The 24,225-nt window shown below is 72.2% G+C and carries 13 protein-coding genes and 1 pseudogene; 6 read left to right on the top strand and 8 right to left on the bottom strand.

What is annotated here, in order from left to right; all coding sequences use genetic code 11:
- Window positions 1–258 (top strand): annotated as a pseudogene (locus WME85_RS53815) (hypothetical protein); the annotation flags it as partial.
- Between the two features lie 21 nt (window positions 259–279).
- On the opposite strand, the gene WME85_RS53820 reads toward WME85_RS53815, so the two are convergent.
- Window positions 280–1,170 (bottom strand): hypothetical protein, encoded by an 891-nt coding sequence (locus WME85_RS53820; protein ID WP_437842639.1) that lies wholly within the window; start codon window positions 1,168–1,170, stop codon window positions 280–282.
- Window positions 1,171–3,639: 2,469 nt separating this feature from the next.
- Here WME85_RS53820 and WME85_RS53825 point away from each other — a divergent pair.
- Window positions 3,640–4,650 carry a hypothetical protein gene (locus WME85_RS53825; RefSeq protein ID WP_437842641.1) on the top strand — a complete coding sequence of 337 codons (1,011 nt, stop codon included), beginning with the start codon at window positions 3,640–3,642 and terminating at the stop codon, window positions 4,648–4,650.
- A 149-nt stretch (window positions 4,651–4,799) separates the two neighbouring features.
- Window positions 4,800–5,627 (top strand): hypothetical protein, encoded by an 828-nt coding sequence (locus tag WME85_RS53830; RefSeq protein WP_437833908.1) that lies wholly within the window; start codon window positions 4,800–4,802, stop codon window positions 5,625–5,627.
- Between the two features lie 58 nt (window positions 5,628–5,685).
- Here WME85_RS53830 and WME85_RS53835 read toward each other — a convergent pair whose 3' ends face one another.
- From WME85_RS53835 to WME85_RS53845, 3 genes are all read right to left on the bottom strand, one after another.
- A complete protein-coding gene (locus WME85_RS53835; protein WP_437833910.1) occupies window positions 5,686–8,088 on the bottom strand; it encodes a hypothetical protein in 2,403 nt (800 codons plus the stop codon).
- 136 nt (window positions 8,089–8,224) lie between these two features.
- Window positions 8,225–9,733 (bottom strand): serine/threonine-protein kinase, encoded by a 1,509-nt coding sequence (locus WME85_RS53840; protein ID WP_437833913.1) that lies wholly within the window; start codon window positions 9,731–9,733, stop codon window positions 8,225–8,227.
- Between the two features lie 150 nt (window positions 9,734–9,883).
- Window positions 9,884–15,112, bottom strand: coding sequence for a cellulose synthase (locus tag WME85_RS53845; RefSeq protein WP_437833916.1), 5,229 nt, complete (start codon window positions 15,110–15,112; stop codon window positions 9,884–9,886).
- On the opposite strand from WME85_RS53845, the gene WME85_RS53850 reads away from it, so the two are divergent.
- Window positions 15,054–16,286, top strand: a complete 1,233-nt coding sequence (locus WME85_RS53850; protein WP_437833919.1) for a hypothetical protein — start codon at window positions 15,054–15,056, stop codon at window positions 16,284–16,286. The two genes, WME85_RS53845 and WME85_RS53850, sit on opposite strands and share 59 nt — an antisense overlap.
- A gap of 319 nt (window positions 16,287–16,605) precedes the next feature.
- Here WME85_RS53850 and WME85_RS53855 read toward each other — a convergent pair whose 3' ends face one another.
- Window positions 16,606–18,216: a hypothetical protein gene (locus WME85_RS53855; protein WP_437833922.1), complete on the bottom strand. Its 1,611-nt coding sequence runs from the start codon at window positions 18,214–18,216 to the stop codon at window positions 16,606–16,608.
- A gap of 273 nt (window positions 18,217–18,489) precedes the next feature.
- Here WME85_RS53855 and WME85_RS53860 point away from each other — a divergent pair, with 273 nt between their 5' ends.
- Window positions 18,490–19,398 (top strand): penicillin-insensitive murein endopeptidase, encoded by a 909-nt coding sequence (locus WME85_RS53860; RefSeq protein ID WP_437833924.1) that lies wholly within the window; start codon window positions 18,490–18,492, stop codon window positions 19,396–19,398.
- A complete protein-coding gene (locus WME85_RS53865) occupies window positions 19,395–20,339 on the top strand; it encodes a DNA-methyltransferase (protein ID WP_437833927.1) in 945 nt (314 codons plus the stop codon). Before WME85_RS53860 ends, WME85_RS53865 begins: the two co-directional genes overlap by 4 nt.
- A gap of 75 nt (window positions 20,340–20,414) precedes the next feature.
- On the opposite strand, the gene WME85_RS53870 is transcribed toward WME85_RS53865, so the two are convergent.
- From WME85_RS53870 to atpA, 3 genes are all read right to left on the bottom strand, one after another.
- The gene (locus WME85_RS53870; protein WP_437833930.1) at window positions 20,415–21,020 is read right to left on the bottom strand and encodes an L-threonylcarbamoyladenylate synthase; all 606 of its coding nucleotides are present in this window, start codon (window positions 21,018–21,020) and stop codon (window positions 20,415–20,417) included.
- Between the two features lie 195 nt (window positions 21,021–21,215).
- The gene (gene atpG / locus WME85_RS53875) at window positions 21,216–22,202 is read right to left on the bottom strand and encodes an ATP synthase F1 subunit gamma (RefSeq protein ID WP_437833933.1); all 987 of its coding nucleotides are present in this window, start codon (window positions 22,200–22,202) and stop codon (window positions 21,216–21,218) included.
- Window positions 22,203–22,208: 6 nt separating this feature from the next.
- A complete protein-coding gene (atpA, locus tag WME85_RS53880; protein ID WP_437833936.1) occupies window positions 22,209–24,119 on the bottom strand; it encodes a F0F1 ATP synthase subunit alpha in 1,911 nt (636 codons plus the stop codon).
- Window positions 24,120–24,225 lie beyond the last annotated feature (106 nt).

The following is a 24,225-nucleotide window of genomic DNA, read 5'->3' on the forward strand; positions in this document are numbered from 1 at the left end:
ATGCTGTCCGTCGTCGCGACAGTGACCAGCTGCGCGGACCTCCTGGGTGTCGACACAGACCCGGAAAACAACCCGTGCAACAGCCCTGACGCCGACAGGCTCGAGCCCCAGGTATGCCACTCTGGCAAGGGCAATTGCTGGGTTCTCATCGACGCCTGCGACGAGATAGGGCTGCCTTCGACCTGTCCGCCGTTCAGTCCTCAGGAATCCGAGCAATGTAACGATTCGATCGACAACGACTGCGACGGTCAGATCGATGAGGGCGATTGCGGCTGCAAGTCAGGGGAGAAAAAGCGCTGCTATCCCGCCTCGATAGCGACGCGGGGGCGCGGGACCTGCCAGGATGGTGAGCAGGTCTGCCTCAATGGCGTGTGGGGGGTATGTGAGCACGCGATCGTCCCGACCAAAGAGATCGATGACGGGTACGACAATGACTGCGATGGAGAGATCGACGAAACAGCCCACTGTGCGCCGGGCATCGACCAGCAGCCTTGCTTCGGTGGCCCCAAGTCTGCGAACGACGCAGGCAAGGGTGAATGGAACGGGGGCAACGGAGGCGGAGGCAGCGGCGGCGGGGGCAACGGCGATGACGATGGCGAGTGCAGGTCCGGCATGCAGCGCTGCGGCGACGACGGCCGCTGGGGCGAGTGCGTTGGCCAGGTCCTCCCCCAGGAGGAGCAGTGCGACGGTCTGAACAACGACTGCGATGACGAGACCGATGAGGATCTCCCCGATGTCGGTAAACCGTGTGAGACTGGTTTGGGAGGGCACTGCAATCCCGGGAAGCTCACGTGTTTTTTGAGTGGGATCAAGTGTGAGCCCACTGCGTCCACCACAGCGGAGGAGTGCAATCTCAAGGATGACGACTGCAACGGTGTCGTTGATGATGGTACATTCTGCTGCATAGACGGCAAGGCGAGCGGTAACGAGACCGATGTTGATTGTGGTGGATCGTGCGATGCTAAATGTGTAGTTGGCAAGCGCTGTGACACGAATAATGATTGCGTGACGAGCAGCTGTAGAGATGGCTCGTGCGCTGAGCCTACGTGCAGCGATGGTGTACGGAACGGCAACGAGACGGGCAACGACTGCGGAGGCGGTTGCCCCCCCTGCCCGCTCGGAACCCCTTGCCAGGCCGCTGAGGACTGCCAGACCAACGTCTGCGAACAAAACGTCTGCTCTACAAAGCCTGACGGGGCCCCGTGCGTGAAGAACGACGAGTGCACGCACAGATTTTGTAGAGACGGGGTATGCTGCAATAAAGACTGCACCGACGCTTGCGTCGCCTGCAGCTCCTTGAAGAAAGGCGACGGGGCGGACGGCGTGTGCGGTTACATCGTGGCCGGACAAGATCCCGACCGCGACTGCTCGGAGACGCCTGTCGCACAATGCGACACGACAGGTGCCTGCGATGGAAAAGGCGCTTGTCAGGTGTACGCCAGTGGAACCGTGTGTCGTGCACCGCAGTGTGCCGATGGCGCAAGCTCATACCGAGCATATACATGCGATGGTATTAATTATTGCAATCCTAACGGCGTGCAGTCATGTGCTCCTTATGCCTGTAATGCAGGAGGCGGCGAGTGTCGAACAGATTGTGCAGGCGATGATGCCGATTGTGCTCCGGGGTATTACTGCTCCGGCACCAGGTGCGAGGCGAAAAAGGTAGAAGGTACGCTGTGTTCCCGTTACGGGGAGTGCGCGAACGGGAACTGCGTGGACGGCTACTGTTGCTCGAGCGAATGCACAGGGGCGTGCTACTCCTGCGACGGCATGAAAACTGGTCGCCAGAATGGACGGTGCGAGCCGATTCGCCCCGGCACCGATCCTGACCATGACTGCCTGGATCTGCCGCCGAGCAGCTGCGGCACGACGGGATCTTGTGATGGATCCGGCCGCTGTGCAGTGTATCCCATCGACACCATCTGTGGCCCGTCCTCTTGCGTGGACACCGTCACGCTCAATCCGGCTGACGTCTGCGTCGGCTCCGAGAGCTGCGATATCCGGAGCGGTCCGGTGAGCTGCGTGCCGTACATCTGCGACTCGAGCGGAGGTACGGCGCTCTGCCGCACGAGCTGCACCGTCGACGAGCATTGCGCCCCCGAACACTACTGTCGGGGCGCCGTCTGCGAGCGGAAGAAGGGGCCGGGTGAGCCGTGTGCCGGACGCAGAGAGTGCTCGAGCAACTCCTGCGCCGACGAGGTTTGCTGCAACAGTGACTGCACAGGCACCTGCCGGAGCTGCAGAGCTGCAGAGAAAGGAAGCGGGGTTGACGGTGAATGCGGGAACATCGCGAACAACACGGACCCTGGCGGTGATTGTGCCCAGGACCCGGCGTCCAGCTGCGATCGCGATGGTCAATGCGACGGCGCAGGCTCGTGCCGACTGTACGCGCCCGGCTCAGTGAGCTCATCTCCTACATGCATCGACGGGGTCACGCGGCGGGAATCGAACACCTGCGACGGCATCGGGAACGCGATCGAGGGAGCCGAGGTGAGCTGTGTACCCTTCACCTGCTCCGGCGGCGCTTGCCGCACGAGGTGCACGGGGGACGCGCAATGTGCCGCCGGATACTATTGTGTCGCAGAGACCTGTGTAGCCAAGAAGCAGCTCAGCGAGCCGTGTGCTGCTGCGCGGGAGTGCGAGAGCAACTTCTGTGCAGATAACGTATGCTGTGACAGCGGCTGCTCCGGCACCTGCAGAGCTTGCACGGCAGCGCTGAAGGGCGGCGGGGAGGATGGGCGTTGCGGCGACATCGCAGTAGGTCAAGATCCCGGCAACGAATGCAACGATCAGGGGGTGCCGTCGTGTGGCAACACCGGATTCTGCAATGGTGCGGGCGCATGCCAGGTCTATCCGAGCGGCACCGAGTGTGCACCCGCTTCCTGCCTAGCTGGCGGGGTGAGGCTGGATCTCGGAAGTGCTTGCGATGCGTCGGGGACGTGTACCAGCCGTGGCCAGACAAGCTGCGCACCGTACAGGTGTGCTGGGGCGTCGTGCAATACGACCTGTGTCGATGACACGTGGTGCTCTAGCGACAGTTACTGCGCCGGAGGCTCCTGTGTGCAGAAGAAAGCGCTTGGCGCACACTGCGACGTGGGTAGAGACGAGGAGTGCCTGAGCAATTCTTGCGTGGACGGTGTGTGCTGCAATAGCACTTGCACCGGGACCTGCATGGCGTGCACGGCGGCGCTGAAGGGCGCCGGGATGGATGGGGTTTGCGGCAGTATCGTAACAGGCACCGATCCTGACCGCGAGTGCGATGAAGAGGGAGCGACCTCGTGCGGCACGACAGGAAGCTGCAACGGCTTCGGCGCGTGCGAGCTGTACGAATCCGGGACGGAGTGTGCTCCGGCCTCCTGCGGAGATGGCGTAACGCGAAATCTGCCAGATACCTGCAATGGTAGCGGTCGATGTGTCGACCGAGGTACGCGCAACTGCGGTCTGTTCGCCTGCGTGGGGAGTGAATGCCTGGCCGATTGTACAAGCGATATGCACTGTGCGGAGGGTGCGTTCTGCACGCGTACCGATGGTATTACGCCTGGCGTTTGCGTGAGAGAAACCGTGCTACTCCTGGGAGGCGCGAGCGCGAGAGCAGTTCTGGGCGGCCACTATCATCCAGGGGACGCCGGCTGGACGGCCATGTCGATCGAAGGCACGAGGACGGAAAGTCGCGTGGCGGTCGCGCTGAACCTGGAGGGGGGGATCGGGTTGATTCGCGGCAGCTCGGACCCGAGCAGCAACAAGCTGCGGTACACGCGGTGGGATTACACAAGCGAATCCTGGGCTCCGCTGTCGGACCTCGGAGGCGTCGACGTTAACACCGTGGCTTGGCCTGCGCTCGGCTCCGAGGCGCGGTCGATCGGCGCGGCGTACCTGGTGGATGCGACGCCAAAGTCGTACCGGTACGCTGCTTTCTCTGGCGGAACATGGATCACCCGTGGCGAGCTGGTGGAGAACGTGGTCCCGGCGACGCTGGCGCCCGGCATCGCGGTGCTGCCGACGGGTAATCCGGCGGTGGCCTTTGCGGTTCCCGAGGATTCTGCGCAGTCGGTCAAGGTCAAGGAGCGAGCGGTGCCCTCCCCTTGGGTGAACGACGCCGTGCTCAGCCCGAGTGGCTCGTCCACTGTGCCGGCCTCGGTCGTCGCCTTCCGCGGCGGGAGTGGGGCCGATCTGCTGGTGGTCTTCGTCAACGCGAGCGGGCAGATGCTCTGGACGAGGCGTACGGGACCGACTGCCTGGAGCACGCCGCGCCAGATTGGCACGGACACGACGAGCGATCAGGTTGCGCTTGCCGCCCTCGACGGGGGTTCCGCGGTGGTCGCCTACCGATCGAGCTCCGGCGAGACGGCGGGACGGCTGTTCACGAGCTTCTTCAACCCGAGCGGTGCGGGGAGCTGGTCGACCCCGGGGGAGCGCGTGAGCGGCAGCCGCATCGTGGGCTCTCCGGCGCTGACCCACGGCGTCGGAGCGGCCTCCGTGGAGCTCGCCTACGTGCTCGACGCGACGACGGGCGGCACCGGGACGTCCGGGGCCATCCGGCACATCCGCTGCACGGCGATGGCCTCAGGCGCCTGCAGCGCCTGGAGCACTCCCGCTTCCGTCGGCACCGGCACGGGCTTCACCTCCGTGGCCATCGCCAGCATGCCCTGAGGCCAGGGCCTCGCGGGCGCTCCCGCGCGTCGCGGCGGACTCTGGCTCCCGATGCGCCCGCGAGCCGCGCGCATCTCGTCGAGACTTTCCTTCATGGTAGCATAGGCGGAGCGCCTCGCTCCCACCCACCCCAGGACCACGAGACTTCCATGAGCGGGAACGCAACCATCGAGATCTTCTTCGCGGCGTTCATTCACAAGAAGCTCCTCGCTGCGAGCGACGGCTGGGCCTATGAGCCCGGGATGAGCAAGGGCGGGCTCGTGGAGTTCATGTTCAAGGGGGACGAGCGTGGCTTTGGTCAGCACAGCGACGCGCAGTACAACTCTCGCCTCTGGAGCCGGGTAACCGTCCAGGCCGACAAGATCGGGAGCCTCCCGCAGCCGGTTCAGGCCTCCCGCAGCATGCTGCGCTCCTACAAGGACAGGAGCGGCGCGTCGCTCGTCGATCTCGCGGCCGGGCTCGTCTCCGAGCAGCCGGGCTGCAAGATAGAAACCTGGGTCGGCCCCTCCTACCGGCGGACGCGCAGCGCCAAGAGCGTCGTGGGCGTGCCCGTGGGCCCGCCTGCCGCAGCAGTGACGTTAGAATGGAATCCATGGGTCGTTGAGTCCAAGACCGCGGCGAACAAGAGCAAATCACCCGTCGTCAAGAATGTGGACTCGGTCACGTCCACGATCGACGTCGAGTGCGCCGCGGCGTACCCCTTCGTCGAACTCGCGCCAAACATTGACTTCGACTACAAGCTCACTCTGTCTCGGCGTGGACCCTCGCGAGTGCATATGAGCGTGGACGGCTGTCACAACCGCTTCCCGTTCTACGAACTCCTCATCTGCAGGACGCCTTTCCTGCAGTATGAGCCTTCGTCCAGCGGCCCGAACCTCGTCAATCTCGGCGTCATGTGGCAGGATTTCGTGGTCGAGGCCGTCATCAGGACAGAGAAAGGGGCGGCCAGCGCGAGCGACGCGAGGGCCGCCCGGTGAGAGCGCTCGCGCGCACGGCGGCCCCTTCCGGCTCCAGACCTGGCGCCGCCTGGCCCGCTCAGCCCACCGGCCGCTCTCCCGCCCCGAGCTCGATCTCCGCCAGCCTCCCCACGAGCGGATCCTCCGTGCCGAGCTGCTCGAACGTCACCGGATCGCTCTTCTCGAGCGCCGCCAGGAGCTGGCCCAGCCCGCGCCGCGATCCGTAGTAGTTCGACATCTCATGGTCTTCCTCGGTGATGCACGCGCGCACGGTGGTGCGCGAGATCTGCGGCAGCCGCAGCGCCTTGAGCGCCATCGACCACAGGCCGTCGATGAAGTTCTGATCCGCGGGGAACTCCAGGAGACCGGCCATCGTGAGGAGCATGGCGCACCGCTGGCCCCTCGGTGTCGACAGCGCCTCTCCGCCCGTGAGATAGCCGAGATCGAAGGCGCGGCGCATGGCGTCGGCGGCGCAGAGCAGGCGCTTCAGCTCCTGGGCCGCGTGGCTCAGGTGGCTGTGGAACATGACATCGACAGAGAGGCCGCCGAGCGCGTCGGAGGTCTTCTGATAGCGGGTGACGGCCGGGAGCCGCCCGAGATCCTGCCGGACGGCGTCGCCGATCGGCACGTCGTGCGGCGGCTCGCGGTGGCTGAAGAAGCCGCCTGACTGGAAGACGTAATAGAGCTCGCTGTGGCCCGCGAGCCCGGCCCAGATGTCCGAGTACTGCGCGACCCGATTGAGGCTGCCGGCCGCCCAGTTGAGGCCCGCCGCCGCCTCGCCGCTGATCTGCGACGCGCTCACCCCCGGGTCGCGCGGCGTCATCGAGCCCTCCATGTCCTCGGCGATCTCCGTGAGCTGGAAGTCGAGGAAGCCGTCGTAGTAATCCGCGCGCCCGTCCCGGTTCACGTCGGAATAGCGGGCCACGACGAGCGGGTGCGAGGGCCCGACGAACTGCGAGAACCCGGGGACCTGCGCCTGCGGGTGGTGCCATTGCGCCTTCCGGATACGCTCGTCGAGCGCTGCGTGCGGCGCGCGCTCGCTCATTCCGCGCAGCGCGGCGACGAAGCAATCGAGCCCCTCGGACGAGCTCACCATCCCGTCCGCACCGACCCGGAAATAGGTCGAGTCCCAGGAAGAGTAGATGTCCGCGTCAGGGAACACCTGCGAGATGGCAAAGCGCGTAGTGAGCCCCGCGCACTGCGAGTTCATCATCAGCTTGTACCCCTCCTGGCTCACCTTCACCGCGGCCGCGCGGAGGTCGAAGGAGCCGAGCTGGGCGTGCCGGTTGATGAGCAACCCGACGAAGAACTTCATGCCCATTTCGAGGTTCTCGTCCCGCGGCGTGGCCGTGCGGGCAAAGACGCGGATCGGCTCGCCGGCGGGCGTCTTGAAGGGGGCCTCGAAGGCGCGGTAGGGGCTCCAGCCGCTCGGCGACGGCGGCGCGCCCGGCGGGAGCGCGATCTCCTTGAAGCCGTGGGTCGACACGAGGATGCGGCACTCGCCCTCGTGGAACTCCGAGCCGCTGCACACCGCGAAGTTCCACGGGCCCGTCAGCTCGTCGTACGGCGGCGCCTCGCGGAGCAGCCCGCGGACGAGCCCCCGCGCGCGCTCCTGCTGGTCGGCCGTGAGCCCCGGGGCGCGCAGCTGGAGCAGCTGGATCGCGTGGGCGCGCAGCGCCGGCCGGGCGGCCTCGTCGCCGGCCTCCTTGTCGATGAGCGCGAAGATCTCCTCGGCGGCCCGCTCGGCGACCGGCGCGAAGCTGCGGTCGTCCAGCGACGTCGCGATGAGGTGCGACAGGATGGTCAGCGCCGCGGAGCGGAGGGTCGCGGCCGACGTCGGGTCGCGCCTCGCCTCGTCGCCGCCGACGGCCGCGGCCGCGAGCGCCGCGCGCGCCTGCTCCAGCACCGCCATGCCCCGGCCCGCCGAGAGCCGCTCCTTGCGCAGCGGCTCCTCCGGGTGGAAGGCGCTCGGCGGAAACAGCTGCGTGAAGGTGCTCGTCCGCCGCGAGGAGATCCACCGGGCGGCGGTGACGAGGGCGTCGCGGGCCGCGATCCCTTCAGGGGCCAGGGTCGGGCTCGCGCTGAACACCCCGACCGGCAAGAGCCAGAGCGGCGCGGCCCCCTCGCGTCCGCCGTTCAGATCGAGGGGCGCCGCCTGCGACGCCACGCCTTGATCCGGCTCGACCTCCACGGTCGAGACGGCGACGGCCTGCAGCCGCCGGCGCACCGGCGTGCGCCCCGGAAAGACGATGAGCACCGCCCGGCCCTCGCGCTCGCGCAGCGCCGCGAGGTCCGCCGCGGGCACGGGCGCCTGGAGCGAGATGGCATAGTCGTTGTCATTCACCGCCAGCAGGCGAATCCCCGGCGTGGACTTGCGCTCTTGGAATGCGGCGGACGCGGCCGGTCCGACGGCGTCCACCGTTCCAGGCAAGTCGACGATCCCGCGAGGGGAACGGATCCGGACGATGACTTCGGTAGGCATGCTCTCTCCTAAGGTGAGAGAACGTCACCCTGTTCAAAGGCCCGGCGCAACAGGAATCCGACTCCTCCCGAACACCGTCTCAAGGCATCACGACAGCAGTAAGGGAGACCCTACACGGGCTGTTCAGGCATACCCCTCAAGGCATCTCCGGCTCACCCTGGGTTGACTTCCTCACCTCGCTGTTCGCCGGAGCGTCAGCGCCCGGCGCGCCGGTGTCGGCGGTGTCGCCTGGCGCATTGGCGCCCGGCGACACGGTGAAGATGCGCGGCGCCTCGTGCGCCGATGACGTCGAACAGTGCAGGAGCGACAGGCCTGCTCCGGCCGCGACGAGCAGCGCGGCGGCGATCAGCTTGATCCCCGAGCTCCTCGCGCGGCGCGCCCCCGGGGCGACGGCCGCGGCCCCGGCGAGCGCGGCGGCGGCCGGCCGGGGCGCGGAGATCGGCGCGTCGGCGGCCGACGCCAGCGCCTCCAGCGCGGCCGCCCGGGCGAGGTGCGGGGGCAGCGGGGTGCTCGACGGGGGCGCCGGCAGGAGGCTGCCCGCGCGCAGCGTCGCGAGCGACGCCTCGCCGTCCAGGTCGGCGGCGCCCGCCGAGAGCGCGTCGCCGGTGCGGGCCTCCACGGCGGGCGCGTCGCCCTCCGGCTCGCCCGGCGCGGCGGGGGGGCCGAACGGGCGGAGCGCCACGCCCGCGTACGGCCCCAGCAACGCGCCGACCTCCTGCAGGTCGGCGAGGCGCTGCGCGCGATCCGGACAGAGCATGCGATCGATCATCGCCGCGACGCCGGCGGGCAGCGCGGGCGCGATCTCCCCGATCGGCCGGATCGCGCCGGTCAGGATGCGCTTCAGCACCTTGCCCATGTTCTCGGCCTCGGTGGGCCGGACCGAGGTGAGGCACTCGTAGAGGATGACGCCGAGCGACCAGATGTCGGCGCGGTGATCCACGTCGTGCTCGCCGAGGATCTGCTCGGGCGACATGTAGTAGGGGGTCCCGAGCATCTCGCCGGTCCCGGTGCGCCCCGAGGTCCACGCGGTCTGGCCGTGCCTCGCGGTGAGCTTCGCGATGCCGAAGTCGAGCACCCGGACCCGGGAGGCCTCGTCGTCCGGCGCGTCCGGCGCGGCGGCGGCGCGCTCGTCGGCGAGCGCGGCGCCCAGGTCCGGCCCTCGAGCCGCGCTCCTCGACGAGCGCGCCGCCGCCTCGGGCGTGAGCAGGAAGATGTTGTCGGGCTTGAGGTCGCGGTGGACGATGCCCAGCGCGTGCGCGGTGCCGACCGCCGAGATCACCGGCAAGAGGATGCGCGACAGCTCCGGGAGGGGGATCCGCGCCTCGCGCAGGAGCTTGTCCCGGAGCGACTCCCCCTCGAGCAGATCCATGACGAGGAACGGGGTCCCGTCGTCGAGCTCCAGGACGTCGTGGATGCACGGCACGTTCGGGTGATCGACCGCGGCGGCGGCGCGCGCCTCCCGGAGGAGGCGCCGGCGGATCGAGGCGTCCTCCGTCGCGCCGGGGCGAAGCATCTTCAACGCCACACGCTCGCCGCTCGAGAGGTGGGTGGCGGCCCAGATGACCCCCATGCCGCCCTCGGCCAGCTGGCGATCGACCCGATAGCGACTCGCCACCAGGGCGCCCGGGACCAGGGTGTTGGTCAAGCAAACCAAGAATACCACGCGCGGTCCGCGGGGCCGGCGCCGCGCGCCTGAGACGCCCCTGCGCCGCTCGGGTCGAACAAATACAAATACGTGAACGACGCAGCGGCGCGTGTGCGCCGCTGTCGTCGCAGAGGGGCTGAGGGGACTCCCCTACACCGCTGGCCAGATCGAGCCAGCGCGGCGGCGCTCGGCGAACGCCTCGGCCGAGAGCGCGTAGCGCAGGAGCTCGTTCGACACCGGGTGCTGGAGCAGCAGGCGCGGCTCCTCGGTCGAGCGGGCGATGTCGCGATCGTACCGGCGGAGGTAGTCGATCGCGGCGAGCGCGTCGCCGCAGAGCAGGTAGCCGACGCGGTACTCGCTCCGGCGCAGGCCGATGACGAAGGCGCGCGCGTCGTACGTCACGGCCACGCTCGGCGCGATCTCCTCGAGCATCTTGCGCTGCCGGCGCCCGATGGCCCGCTGCACGCCGGGGAGCATCTGCTGGGCGGCGTGCTCGCGCGCGGGCGAGATGGCGCCCGACCCGAAGCCGGGATCGAGCGTGCGGATCGCCGCGATCAGCAGGCCGTCGGTGGCCTCGGCCGGGATCTCGTCGAGGAAGGTGAAGCCGACCGCGACCCGCGCGAAGAGGCGCGCGAGCGCGAACGTCTGCTCGAGCTCCGGCAGCTCGGTGAGCGAGGTCGGCGCGACGATGGCCGGCGGATCGCCCGGGAAGACGCGCGCGGCGCCCTGCCACGAGGGGACGAGGTAGAGCTCGAACGCCTCGATGCCGAGCGCGCGGCCCACCCGCTCGGCGAGCTGCCGCGTCGGGTGGTTGTCGCGCGGGCCGAGCCGCTCGCGCGAGCCGACGCCGAGGTTGCTCAGCTCGAAGCGGATCGCCTTCGCGGCGATCGGCGCGATCGCGAGCGCCACGTCGATCCACGAGCTCCGGGCCTCGGGGACGAGCAGCCGGCCGATCTCGGGGCCGGCGAACGCGCCGACGTAGGGCGCCTCCGAGGGCACGCGCCGGCTCCTCAGCCGGCCCATGCGCTCGAGCGACACCTCGCCGAGGCAGGCGCGGACCTCCTCGACGGTGACCCGCTCCTCGGCGCGCCCGTCCTTGGCGAGCGCCGCCTCGAGCGCGGCGAGCGCGGGGCCGAGGTCCGGCAGCCGCGCGATGACCTCCGCGTCGGCCGTGAGGATCTCCCGCAGCACCTGGACCGCCTCCGCGTTGCGCCCCGCGGCCTCGAGGCCGCGGCCGAGGGCGGTGCGCGACTCCGGCGGGGCGTTCGGGAGCGCGACCGCCTGCTGGAGGTGCGCGAGCCCGTCGCGGGGCCGGATGAGCAAGGTCGACTCGAGCAGGCCGAGCGTGGTCAGCCAGCGCGGATCGGGCGGGACGCGGCGGGCCGCGGCGACCTCGAGCAGCTGCGCGAGCGCCTTGGCGTAGGCCGCCGCGCCCTCGCTCGTCTCGACGCGGTAGAGGCGCGCGAGCGCCGTCCAGCCGCGCGTGTCGCTGCTCGGCGCGCTCACGATGACGTCGCAGAGCGTGCGGACCATGCCCGCGCTGTCGCCGGCGTCGCGGTAGGCGTCGGCGAGGCGCAGGCCGGCCTCGACGCGGGCGCTCGGGTCGGTCGACAGCTCGACGAGGCGCCCGAGGGCGCGCAGCGCGAGCGCGTGATCGCCGCGCGTGACGCCGAGCTTGTGCAGCCGCTCCAGCGCGGGCCGGTTCTGCGCGTCGATCGACAGGATCGCCTGGAGCGCGTCCTGCGCGAGCGCCGGGTTCGCGAGGGCCCCCTCGTAGAGGTCGGCGATCAGGAACTGCGCCGCGATCTTGGTCTCGGCGTCCGTGGCCGCGGCCACGGCGCGCTTCAGGGCGTCGCGCGCCTCCAGCCAGACGCGCTGCACGGTGAGCAGCCGGGCGAGGAGGAGCAGCGCCGACGGCTCGCTCGGCGTCGCGTCGATGACGCGCCGGACGGCCGCGATGCCCACGCCGGGATCGATCGCGCCGGGGCGCCCCTGGTGCTGCAGCACCGAGCGCGCGATCTCCGTGCCGAGCAGCGTGATCGCCGCGCGGTTCGTGGCGCGGCCGAGCGCCTCGCCGAGGCGGTCGGTGAGCCGGTGGGGGTCGCCCGCGAGCTTCTGGGCGAGCGCGCGCGCCGCGGCGACGCAGCTCGGATCCGCGCGGAGCGCGCTCTCGTACAGCTCGAGCGCGCGCGCCGCGGCCTCGGGGGACGCGTCCTCGGCGGTGAGCTCCGCCGCGCGGACGAGGTGCATCGCGCGCGCCGGCTCCCCGAGGACGAGGTCGGCGAGCGCGAGCTGGGCGGCGATGACGCTCGCCCTGTCGCCGAGGCGCTGCGCGAGCCGGTCGAGGCCGCGCGCCGCGAGCAGGCTCTCCGGCCACAGCGAGAGGGCGCTGCGGAAGCCTGCGAGCGCGGCGCGTGCGGCGGCGGGGTCCGCGTCGGCCTGCGCCTCGGCGAGGAGCGCCTCCTCGATGAAGTAGAGGGCGCGCGCGGTGGGGTCGGACGAGAGCTCCCGGCTGTCGCGGATGGCGCTGGCGAAGAGGACCTCCACCCGCTGTCCGGCCGGGTCATTGGGGCCCGACCTGCCGGCGATGCGGAGGATCGAGAGGTGCGCGGCCGAGTCCCGCGGCGCCTCCTTGACGATGCGCGCGAGCGCCTCGAGCGCGGCGCCCGGCCCGAGCTGCTCCTCGAGGGACGCGATCTCCCAGAGGGCGCCCCCGCGCGCGACGCTCGACGTGAACACGTCGGCCTCGGCGCGCAAGACCGTCGCGAGCGACGTCGGGGCCTCGAGGATCCGGTAGAGCTGCTCCAGCATGCGCAGCGCCGGGACGTGGTTCGGCACGACGGCGACGAGCCCCTCCAGGATCTCGATGGCCTGGCGCGGGCTGTTCTCCGCGAGGACCAGCGCGAGCGAGATCCGGAGCGCGTGATCGACGAGCGCCGGCGGCTTGCGCTCGAGCCAGCGCGCGTACAGCCCCGCGAGCTCGCTCGCGATCATCGAGTGGGACATCCCCGGCAGGCTGGACGCGGCGCGCGCGCCGGTCGCCGGCCGCTGCGCGGCGGGCGCGCCGATGCCCACGCCGAAGCCGGCGCCGCCGGCGCGGACGTAGATGCGCTCCATCGCGTCGAGGATCGCCGGGTCGGGCTGGCTCGAGGCGAGCGCGGCGTCGGCGCGGGCGAGGAGGCGGAGCGCGTCCTGGTCGCGCCCGAGCGCGAGCTCCTGCACCTCGGCCGCCTGGAAGAGCAGCCGGGCGTGGTCGTCGGGCCGCTGCGTCTCGTCGGCGAGCGCGCTCAGCACCTCGACGAGCTTCTCGTAGTTGCCCGTCTCGCGGAGGAGCCGCGCGATCTCGATCCGCGGCTGCGGGTGGGAGGGCCTCCGCCGCGCCGCCTCGCGGTACGACTCGACGGCGCTGTGCGGCCGCTTGAGGCGCCGCTCGTCGAGCGCCGCGACCTCGACCCAGAGGCTGAACGCCGCGTCTCCCGCGGGGTCGCGCTGGATGAGCTTGAGCAGCGAGCGGCGCGCCTCCTCGTAGCGGCCGGACCGCTCGTCGAGGCGGAAGCGCGCGCGCAGCGCGTCCGGGTCGGTCGGGTCGATCGCGAGCGCGCGGTCGACGAGCGCCGAGGCCCGGTCGCGATCGCCGAGCCTGATCTCGGTGATGTCGGCGGCGCGCAGGAAGAGCCGGCGCTGCTGGCCCGGGCTGCTCGTGAGCTCGGCCTCGGCGCAGAGCGCGCGCGCGAGCCGCTGCGCGTCGCCGGCGCGGGCGGCGTTGCGCTGCAGCGCGAGGATGGCGGCGCGCCGCTCCGGGTCGATCTCGAGGATCTTCTCGACCTCCTCCACGGCGCGGGCGGGCTGGGCGAGCTCGTCCTCCCAGATGGAGACGAGCTTCTCGAGCAGCCCGATCTTGCGCGTTGGGTCGTCCGTCGCGCTGGCGGCCTGCGTGTAGAGATCGATCCGCTCCCGCACGCCGCGCGGATCTTCCTCGTCGACGGACAGCGGCTCTGGCGCGAGCAGGGCCGAGAGCGCGTCGAAGACGGCGCCGTTGCCCGGCTCGATCGCCCACGCGGCGCGCAGGATGGCGAGCGCCTCGTCGCGCCGCTTCAGCTGGTGCTCGCAGATGTCGGCGGCGCGCAGGAGCGCCGCGACCCGGACCTGCGTGGGCCGGTTCGCGTTGGCGACGGCGGTCCACACCTCCACGCGCTCGTCGTGGTGGCCGAGGCGCTGGAGCGCGCGGTCGAGCCGCTCCCGCGTCGAGCTGTCCTCGGGATCGAGGGCCAGCGCGCGCGACGCGTGGAGCGCGGCCTGCTCCGCGTTGCCCAGGGTGTCGTGGATCTCCGCGAGGCGGACGTGCTCGTGCACGATCGCCTCGTTGTCGGTGAGGAGCGCGAGCTCCTTCTGGCGCACGCTGGCGGCCTGCTCGAGGGCGCCGCTCGCCTCCAGCAGGCGGATGAGCTCGCCGACCACGCGCCGCGCGGTGGGCGAGCCGGCCGGGGCCCGCGCCGACGCGCGCGTCAGGAGGGGCACGGCGTCCGCCGGCGAGCGGATCTTGTCGATGAGCAGCCGCGCCGCCGTGTAGAGCAGCCGCGACGCGCGCTCGTCGTCGCGCTCGTGCTCGGCCTCGAGCGAGAGCGCGCCGACGAGGCCGACGATGCCGTCGTGGTGCACGAGGTGGCGGCGGAGCGCCTCCCGGACGGGGCCCGGCCCCGGATCGAAGGCGATCGCGCCCTCGAGGGACGCGAGGGCGAGCTCCGGCCTGTGGAGCTTCCGATCGAGCACGGCGGCGCGCTCGACGTGGATCCAGGCGGTGAGCTGGCCGTCGCCGTCCGGCTGCCCGCGCCCGGGGGCGTAGGCGTCGGCGAGCCGATCGAGGTGCGCCGCGAGGTCCCTCCCGGCCTGCTCGGTGCCGCGCGCGCTCTCGCGGCGCAGGGCGATCTCCAGCCCGCGCAGCGACGCGGCGTGCAGCGGGACGAGCCGCAGCGCCTCGGTGAAGGCGTCGCAGCTCTCCGGCGTGCGCCCGAGCGCCTGCAGCAGGCGCGCCCGCTCGGCGAGCAGATCGGCCCGGGCGGCGTCGGTGTCGGCGACGCGGAGCTTGTCCTCGACGACCTCGAGCGCGAGGGCGAGCTCGGTGCGCGCGTCGATCAGGCGATGGACGCGCGAGAGCGCCGGCTCGAGCGAGCGGGACAGCTGCCGCGCGCGCTCGTACGAGCGGCGCGCGGCGGCGGGGTCCCTGAGCGTCCGCTCCTCGTGGATGCCGAGCTCGACGAGCGTGCGCGCCGCGCCGACCGGATCGCGGCCCTTGAGCCGCTCGGCGCGCTGCTGGAGCTCCGTGGCGAGGTCGGGCGCCGCGATCTGCGGGCTTGCGGCGGGCGCCTCGGCCTCGCGCACCTGCGAGCGCGGCGTCGGCGGGGACGCGTGGACGGGCGCGAGCGGCGGCGACGGCTGCACAGGCAAGGGCGTCGGCGACGCCTGGGCGGGCGAGAGCGCTGGCGATGCCTGGGCGAGCGAGGGCGCCGGCGACGCCTGGGCGGGCGCGGGCGCCGGTGACGGCTGCACGGGCGAGGGCGCCGGCGATGCCTGGGCGAGCGAGGGCGCCGGCGACGCCTGGGCGGGCGCGGGCGCCGGCGACGGCTGCACGGGCGAGAGCGGCGCGGGCGTCGCCGCCGGCTCGATCGTCTCGACCGAGATGGGCGTGGGCGACGAGATCGGCTCGGCCGAGATGGGCATCGGCGTCGCCGTCGGGTCGACCGAGATGGGCATCGGCGTCGAGCCTGCGTCGAAGGCGACGACGGCCGGCGATGCCTGGGTGGGCACGCTCCGCTGGGAGCTCGGCGCGGGTCTGCCTGCGCCGGAGCCCGGAGCAGGCGGCGCGCCGGTGCGGTTCGGGCGCTGGGGCAGGGGCCGCGGCGTGCGGGCCGGCGGCGGGGGCAGAGCTTCGTGCGGCGCGGGCGCCGGCGCGCCAGCCTGCACGGCGCCGGGCGCCGGCGTGCTGGCGTGGGCGGCGCCGGGAGCCGGCGCGCTGGCCTGGGCGGGCGTCGACGCGGGCGCCTTGGCGCCCGGCGGCAGCGGCGGCGGCGGCCGTGACGGCGGCCCCATCACCGGCGGCGGTCCCATGGGCGGCGGCAGCGACCCGCTGGCGACGCTGCCGTCCTTGCGGCGGATCAGCGGCGGCGGCCGGTTCGGTCCCGGCGGCGGCACGCTCGTCGTCGCCGTCCTGTTCGGTCCCGGAGGCGGCACGCTCGGCGGCGGCAGCGGGCTCGCGGCCAGCGGCACGTTCGGCGGCGGCAGCGGGGTTGGCGGCGGCAGCGGACCCGCGGCCGCCGGCGCGCTCGGCGACGGCAGCGGGGTCGAGGTCGCTGTCGCGCTCGGCGATGGCAGCGGGGTCGCGGTCGCTGTCGCGCTCGGCGATGGCAGCGGGGTCGCGGTCGCCGGCGGGCTCGCCGCCACCGGCGGCTCGCCGCCCGGCGGCGCGCTCACGCCAGGCGGCGCGTTCGCGCTCGGCGGCGCGCCGAGCTTCGGCGTGCCTGCGCTGCCGACGAGCAGCGTCTTCGCGCCGGGCTGAGGTTGCGCGCTCGCGCGCGCGATTTGAGCGTTGTCGGCGTTGGCTTCCCAGCCAGCTTCGTCCGGCGATCCGGACAAGCTCGGCAAACCAGGCCGGCGCGACGCTCCTTCTTGCGGATCGTCCCCTTGAGCCACCGGCGCGGATGCTACACACCAGCGCGCCTTCAATCCACGTCCATGTGCCTGCTCGGTTGACGTCGCGCTCACCCGCGAGCCGCGCCCGAGCAGGCCTCATGTATTTTTCGCGCCACGTGCCGCGTCGCGCTCGTTGCGCGCGCCGCGCGTCTCCCCGGAGCACGGCGCGCGGCCCGCAGATCGGTCTACCTGGCCGGCGCCGACGGCGCGCAGCGCAGCAGCTCGAGCTTCATCGCCTTGCCGGCCGGGTGCGCAACGAGCAGCGCCTCCGCGGAGGCCGCGATGGGCTCGCCGCGCCCGAGCGCCGGCTCCGGGCGCAGCCCGCCCTCGATCTCGCCCTTCGCGGTGAGCGCCGCGAGCTGCGTCGGGCCGGAGGCGTTCGCGATCGCGAGCCACACCGCGGCGCCCTCGCGGCCGCCGGCGCTCGACGCGCCTTGCCCCGCGGCGCCCCGGAGGAGCGCTGGCACCCCGGCGCCGAGGCCGAGGGCGGCCTCGGGCGGGGCGTCCTGCTCCCGGTCGCCGCCCACGAGCACGCGCGGCTCCGCGGCGCCGCCGAGCCGCACCAGCACGGCGCTGATGCGCCCTCCGATCGAGCCGCTCGGCGTATCGTCGTCGCGGAAGGCCAGGATGAGGCTGTCGTCCTGGCCGAGCGCCAGATCGTACGCGAGCACGTGCCCGTCCTTCGGCGTGACGGCGCGGGGCGTCGCGGTGAGCGCGCCCGTCTCGTCGAGCGGGACCACCTCGAGCCACTGGTGCGCGATCGTCTCGCCTGCCGCCGCGGTGTCCTCGTTGGCGTCGTCGCCCTCCTTCGCCGCGGCGCGCCCCGCCGGCTCCTCGGCGCGCGCGATGTACGCGAGCCAGTAGCCGCCCGGCCGGGCGATCAAGCGCGGCACCTCGGCGTCGGTGCTCGGCTGGGAGACGGGGCGCGGCGAGGTCACCGAGCGCAGCGAGCCCACGTCGGCGGACGCCAGCATGATCCGCGATCGCTTCCCGTCGCGGGTCACGTCGTCCCAGACGATCACCGCGCGCTCGCCCGACGCGGCGACGTCGAGCGCGAGCGACTCGTCGCGCCCCTCGGCGAGCTCGGCCCCCCACGTGACGTGCTCCCCCTCGATCCGGGCGATCTTGATGGCGCGCCCGCCGGCGTTCGGCTCGAGCATCGCGGCGAGGACCGCGCCGCCCGCGCCCGCGACGATCGGCGGATCCATGTCGCCCCGCGATCGTGCGAGCCGGACGAGCTTCCCCTGGGCGCCGTCGGCCGAGAGCGTCGCCACCATCGCGACGGTCCCGCCCTCCGCTTCCCGCTGGGCGCCCACGGCGAACCCGCCCGCGAACGTCGTCCCGCGGCCGACCTCGACCGCGAACGGCGCGAGATCCTCGGCGCTGTCCGCCGCGCCGCCCCCCGTGCCTTGCTCGGGCTCGGCGGCCTTCGGCGCCGGCGGCGCATCGCCGATGACGAACGGCGCCGCGCCCGCGGCCGCGCAGCGCGGAGGCGCAGGCGGCGCCGCCGCGTCGGGGCCCGCCGTCGCCGCGGGATCGTTCGGGTCGCCCGCCGCCGGCGTGGCGCTGGACGGCGCGGCGGCGCTGCCCGCGGCGCCCTCCGGCGTGGAGCAGGCGCGCCACACGACGAGGCCCCCCACGACGAGCGCGACGGCGAGGGCCCCCTTCCAGGCGACGCCCTCGGGCTCGTCCTCGGTGGGCGGGCGTCGATCCGCCGTCGGCGGGCGTCGATCCTCGGTGGGCGGGCGTCGATCCGCGCTCGGGTTCCCCTGGGGGGCGCGGTGGTTGGGCTCCATGGGCGCAGCGTGTTAGCGCTGATCGCGCCGTGAGGGCAGGGGTTGGCGCCGGCGCGCGCGGGTACGGCCTCGTCCACCGCCGCGGTCACCGCCGGCCACCGCGGTCGCCACCGGCGGGCCGCGCTCCAGCGCGCGGCGGGCTCGGCCGCGACACGAGAACTTTCCCTCCGGCGCCGGCGGGGTTATCCGCGGCAGGAGCGACGCCGGGGCCGTCGCCGCGGGCATCCAGCGGGCCGGCGCGGCGGGCGGCCGACGCCGCGCCCGACCTCCGTCATGCCGAGCCGTACTCTCTTCACCACGTTCCTGCTGGGGCTCGTCGCGCTGTGCTGCGCGGCGTGCGTCGGCTCTTCTCCCACGCCGCTCGCCCCCGCGCTCCGCGGCTCGATCGGCGTCCCGCACCACGGCGTGATCACCGACGCCGTCGAGCTGCCGAGGCAGGGCGAGGGCTACCGGCTGCTCCGCAGCAACGGCATCCGCTGGGGCACCGCGGGGCTCGTCGCGGCCGTCCAGCGCGCCGCCGCCGAGGTCGCGCGGGCGCGGCCGGGCGGCGAGCCGCTCTTCATCGGCGATCTCTCCGCGCGCTTCGGCGGCGCGACGCGCGGGCACCGGTCCCACCGCACCGGGCGTGACGCCGACCTCCTGCTCTACGCGCTGACCCCGGACGGCCGCCCGGTGCGCTCGCCCGGCTTCATCGACTTCGGGCCGGACGGGCTCGCGCGGGTCAGCGACGGCGGCGACGCGGATCGCGCGTCGCTCCCCGGCGCGCCGGAGTACGTCCGCCTCGACGTCGAGCGCACGTGGCTGCTCGTGAGGTCCCTCGTCCGCTCGCCCGACGCGCACGTCCAGTGGCTCTTCTTCGCTCGATGGCTCGAGGCGCTCGTGATCGAGTACGCCCGCGCGCTCGGCGAGGATCCGGAGCTCATCTGGTATGCCGAGAGCGTGCTGCTCCAGCCGGGCGACAGCACGGCGCACGCCGACCACCTGCACCTCCGCGTCGCGTGCACGCCGGACGAGTTCCTCTCCGGCTGCCTCGGCGGCGGCCCGTACTGGCCGTGGCTCCCTGCGGTCCCGCAGCTCATCGCGCCGGCGGACAGCGACCTCGCCGCCGCGCTCCTCGACGACCTCCTGACCGGCGGCGCCGCGGCGGGCCCGCGCGCGGTCGCGCCCGACGGCGCGCTGTGAGCCACCTCGTCGCGCTGGGCGACGCGGCCGACGTCTGCGCCGCGCTCCCCGCCGAGGTGCGGTTCGATCTCGTCTACCTCGACCCGCCCTTCGGCGTCGGGACCACGATGACCGCGCGGTCGGCGCGCGGCCAGGCGCGCGGCCGGCGCCGGCCCGAGAGCGGGCCCGACGCGTACGACGATCGCGCGAGCGCCGACGCGCTCGTCGCCATGCTCGCGCCGCGCCTCGCGGCCGTCCGCGATCGCATGGCCGAGGGCGCGACGCTCTACCTGCACCTCGACCACCGCGCGGTCCACGACGCGAAGGTCGCGTGCGATCGCCTCTTCGGCCGCGGCGCCTTCCTCGGCGAGATCATCTGGGCGCCCGGCAACGGCGGCCGCGGCGCGCGCGGCTTCTCGGTCACGCACCAGACGATCCTCCTCTACGCGCGCGCGGCGAGCGAGCGCGGCCGGGTCGTCTACAACGCCTCGGACCCGGCGCTCCGCGAGCCCTACGCCGAGACGAGCCTGGCGATGCACTTCAAGCACCGCGACGAGGACGGCCGCCTCTACCGGGAGCGGGTCCTCGGCGGCAAGGCGTACCGCTACTACGCCGACGAGGGGCGCCGGCTCGGGAGCGTGTGGACCGACATCCCCGGGATGGTCGCCAACACCCCGCTTCGCCGCGAGGGCACCGGCTACCCGACGCAGAAGCCGGAGCGGCTGCTCGAGCGCATCGTCCGCGCCTCGTCCGCGCCTGGCGCGACCGTCGCGGACCTCATGTGCGGCAGCGGCACCACGCTCGTGGCGGCGGCGCGGCTCGGCCGCCGCTTCGTGGGCGGCGACCGTAGCCAGCTCGCGTTCGCCACGGCCCGCGATCGGCTCGACCGCGAGGGGGTCGCGTACAGCGCGATGGAGGTTCCGGGGCGCGCGGCCGACGCCGACGCGCGCGACGACGAGTGAGCTGCTGAGTTCCGGCGTTTCCAGCGCTGACCGGCGCGCTGATCTGAGGGGGCCGGCGCGGCGCGCGCGGGCGTCTCAGACGAGATCGTCGATCGGCCCCGCGCCCTCGCGGACGACCTGCACGTCGCCCTGGCTGAGGTCGATCACGGTCGTCGGCACGGCCCCGCCGGTCCCCGCGTCGAGGACGAGCGCGAGCCCGGGGAACCTGTCGTCGATCTCGCCGGGGTCGATGATCGGATCGTCGCCCGGGGGCGCCGCGGTCGTGCTGATGAGCGGCCGCCCGAGCGCGCGCACCAGCGCGATCGCGACCGGATGGTTCGGCACGCGGATGCCGACCGTCTTCTGCTTGAGGTGCACGTACTTCGGCACCTCGCGCGTGGCCGGGAGGATGAACGTGTACGGCCCTGGCAGGAACCGCTTGAGGAGGCGGTACGCCTGGTTCTCGACGATCGCGTAGCGCGCGATGTCGCTCAGGTCCGGGCAGATGAACGCCAGGTTCTTGTTCTGGCGCATCCCCTTGATCTGGTAGAGGCGCTCGATCGCCTGCTTGTTCATCAGGTCGCACCCGAGCCCGTAGACGGTATCGGTCGGGTACCCGATGACCTCGCCCTTCTCGAGGAGGTCGACGGCTCGCGCGATCTTGCGTGGTTCCGGATGGTCGGCGTTGATGGGCTGGAGCACGGGAACGGGACCATGGGGTCGCCCGGCCGGCTCCGCCAGTGCTGGCCGCGTGAGGCGCGACCAGCGCTGGCAGCCGAGGAGCGGGCGCTGGGGTGAAGGGAGCGGGGCGGGAGCCCCGTGGCGCGAGCCTCTCGCCGCGGACAGCCGGCGCGAGGCGGGATCAGGGCGAGGAGACAGGGCGGCTGACGCGCCGCGCTACTCCTTGAGCGCCTCGCTGCCGCCGATGATCTCCATGAGCTCCTTGGTGATCGCCGCCTGCCGCGCCTTGTTGTACTCGAGCGTCAGCGAGTCGATCATCTCCTTGGCGTTCTTGTTCGCGGCGTCCATCGCCGTGAGCTTGGCGCCGAGCTCGCTCGCCATCGACTCGTAGAGGGCGCGCAGCATCGAGATGTCCACGTACATCGGGACGAGCCGCTCCAGGAGCGCGCCCCGGTCGGGCTCGTACACGAACTCCGCCGCCCGTCCGGATTGCGAGACGCGGTCGCCCTCGTCTCCCTGGGCCTGCGGCGGAGCGCCGGCGGGCAGGAGCCGCTCGACGACGACGGTCTGCGTGATCGCGCTCTTGAACTCGTTGTAGACGATGTAGATCGCGTCGACCTCGTTCTTGTTGAACGGGGCGAGGATCTTCGCGCCGACCGCCTGCGCCGTCTCCAGGCTGAGCTTGTCCCAGACCCCGGGCAGGTACTCGAGGATGGGCGCGTTGCGGCGGTTGAGGTAGTCGCGGCCCTTGCGGCCGATGACCGCGATCTGGACCTCCTGACCGGCCTCGGTCCGGCTCTTCCACTCGCGCTCGGCGCGCTTGTTGATGTTCGTGTTGAACGCGCCGCAGAGCCCGCGGTCGCTCGTGAGCACCAGGAGCAGCACGCGCCGCTCCGGGCGGGTCACGAGCAGCGGGTGCGCCGGCCTCTCGCCGCCGGTGAGCGCGGCCGCATAGCCCTCTGCCCCGTTTTCCTCCGCCGCGGGCGCTTCCGCCGCGGGCGCTTCCGCCGAGGGCGCCGCGACAGCGTCGCGCGTGATCTCCCAGAGCACCTCCTGCACCTTGACGGCGTAGGGCCGGAGCTCGGTGATGCGCTGCTGCGCCTTGTTGAGCTTGGCGCCCGCGACCATCTTCATGGCGCGGGTGATCTTCTGCGTCGACTTGACGCTCGAGATCCGCTTGCGAATGGACTTGAGGCTGGGCACGGCTGCCTACTTTTCCTTTGCCTTCGAGGCGCTCTTGCCGTTCTTCGACTTCGCCTTGGGGGCCGGCGCCGCCTCCTCCTCGTCGCCCGCGTCGTCCGCGGCCTCGTCGGCCGCCGCGGCGCTGGCGTTCGAGGCGCCGCTCGCGTCCACCACGAACCGCTTCTTGAACGCGTCGATCGCCTTCGTCATGCGGGACTTGAGGTCGTCGTCGAGGACCTTCTTCTCCCGGATGTCCGCGAAGATCTGGGCGTGCTTGCTCTCGATGAACTTGTAGAGCTCGTCCTCGAAGCGCGCGAGCGAGCTCACCGGCAGGCTGTCGAGCAGGCCCTGCGTGCCGGCGTAGATGATGAGGATCTGCTTCTCGACGGCCAGCGGCACGTACTGGCCCTGCTTCAGGATCTCGGTGAGGCGCGCGCCGCGCTCGAGCTGAGCGCGCGTCTTCGCGTCGAGGTCCGAGGCGAACTGGGAGAACGCCGCCATCGCGCGGTACTGCGCGAGGTCGAGGCGCAGCGTCCCGGAGATCGACTTCATCGCCTTGATCTGCGCGTTGCCGCCGACGCGGCTGACCGAGATGCCGACGTTGATGGCCGGGCGGACGCCGGAGTAGAAGAGGTCCGCTTCGAGGAAGATCTGCCCGTCCGTGATGCTGATGACGTTCGTCGGGATGTACGCCGACACGTCGCCGGCCTGCGTCTCGATGACCGGCAGCGCCGTGAGCGAGCCGCCCGACTTCGGGTCGCGGACGATCTCGTAGTCGCTCGCCTTCCCCTTGTCCGAGAGCTGCTGCTCGAGCTTCTTGATCTCGTCCTTCTTCTCTTCCTTGCGCGCCTGCTCGAGCTTCTCGAAGAGGGCCGGGTCGACCGTCTTCCAGAGCGAGTCCTTCGCGGAGTGCATGCCGTGCGCCCCGACGTGCGCCTTGCCGTCGACGCCGCGGTACGCCGCGTCGCCGCCCTCGATCTTCGTCCCCTTCGGCACGACGTAGAAGATGTCGGCCATCTTCGCCGCGCGCTCGAGGAGCCGCGAGTGGAGGTAGAAGACGTCGCCCGGGTACGCCTCGCGGCCCGGCGGGCGGCGGAGCAGGAGCGAGAGCTGGCGGTACGCGACCGCCTGCTTCGACAGGTCGTCGTAGATGCACAGCGCGTGGCGGCCGCTGTCGCGGAAGTACTCGCCGATGGTCACGCCGGTGTACGGCGCGATGAACTGGAGCGGCGCGGTCTCGCTCGCCGTCGCGGCGACGATGATCGTGTACTCCAGGGCGCCGTGCGCATCGAGCCGGTCGACGACCTGCCGCACCGTCGACAGCTTCTGGCCGATCGCGACGTAGACGCAGATGACGCCCTTGCCCTTCTGGTTGATGATCGCGTCGACGGCGACGGCGGTCTTGCCCACCTGGCGGTCGCCGATGATGAGCTCGCGCTGGCCGCGGCCGACCGGGATCATCGCGTCGATCGCCTTGATGCCGGTCTGCATCGGCTCGGTGACCGGCTGGCGCTGGATGATGCCGGGCGCCTTGACCTCGACGCGGCGGCGCTCCTTCGCGTCGATGGGCCCCTTGCCGTCGATCGGCATGCCGAGCGCGTTGACGACGCGCCCGAGGGTCGCCTCGCCGACGGGCACCTCCATGATGCGCCCGGTCCGCTTGACGGCGTCGCCCTCCTTGATGACGCTCGTATCGCCGAAGATGGCGGCGCCGACGTTGTCCTGCTCGAGGTTCAGCACGAGCCCCATCAGGCTCCCCCCCTCGGAGCCGGTGAACTCGACGAGCTCGCCGGCCATGGCACGGCTCAGGCCGTGGACGCGGGCGATGCCGTCGCCCACCGTGAGCACGGTGCCCGTCTCGGTGACCTGAGCGGCCTTGTCGATGTTCTGGATTTGCTTCTTGATGATCTGAGAGATCTCTTCGGCGCGGAGCTGCATGCGGAGTCCTCTGTCGGGAGACGCTTGGGCTTCGGAATCTACGTCGTCAAGGTCGAGAGGTCAGCGAGCGCTGAGCCCAGACCCATCGTGAAACAGGGGTGCGTGT

It is taken from the genome of Sorangium sp. So ce1153 (assembly GCF_051521595.1).
Lineage (GTDB): Bacteria > Myxococcota_A > Polyangia > Polyangiales > Polyangiaceae > Sorangium.

What these genes read in the sequence shown, in the direction of transcription:
- WME85_RS53825 (WP_437842641.1), top strand. Translation starts at nt 3,640, where the DNA reads ATGTCGATCGAAGGCACGAGGACGGAAAGTCGCGTGGCGGTCGCGCTG.
- WME85_RS53830 (WP_437833908.1), top strand. Translation starts at nt 4,800, where the DNA reads ATGAGCGGGAACGCAACCATCGAGATCTTCTTCGCGGCGTTCATTCAC.
- WME85_RS53835 (WP_437833910.1), bottom strand. Translation starts at nt 8,088, where the DNA reads ATGCCTACCGAAGTCATCGTCCGGATCCGTTCCCCTCGCGGGATCGTC.
- WME85_RS53855 (WP_437833922.1), bottom strand. Translation starts at nt 18,216, where the DNA reads ATGGAGCCCAACCACCGCGCCCCCCAGGGGAACCCGAGCGCGGATCGA.
- WME85_RS53860 (WP_437833924.1), top strand. Translation starts at nt 18,490, where the DNA reads ATGCCGAGCCGTACTCTCTTCACCACGTTCCTGCTGGGGCTCGTCGCG.
- atpA (WP_437833936.1), bottom strand. Translation starts at nt 24,119, where the DNA reads ATGCAGCTCCGCGCCGAAGAGATCTCTCAGATCATCAAGAAGCAAATC.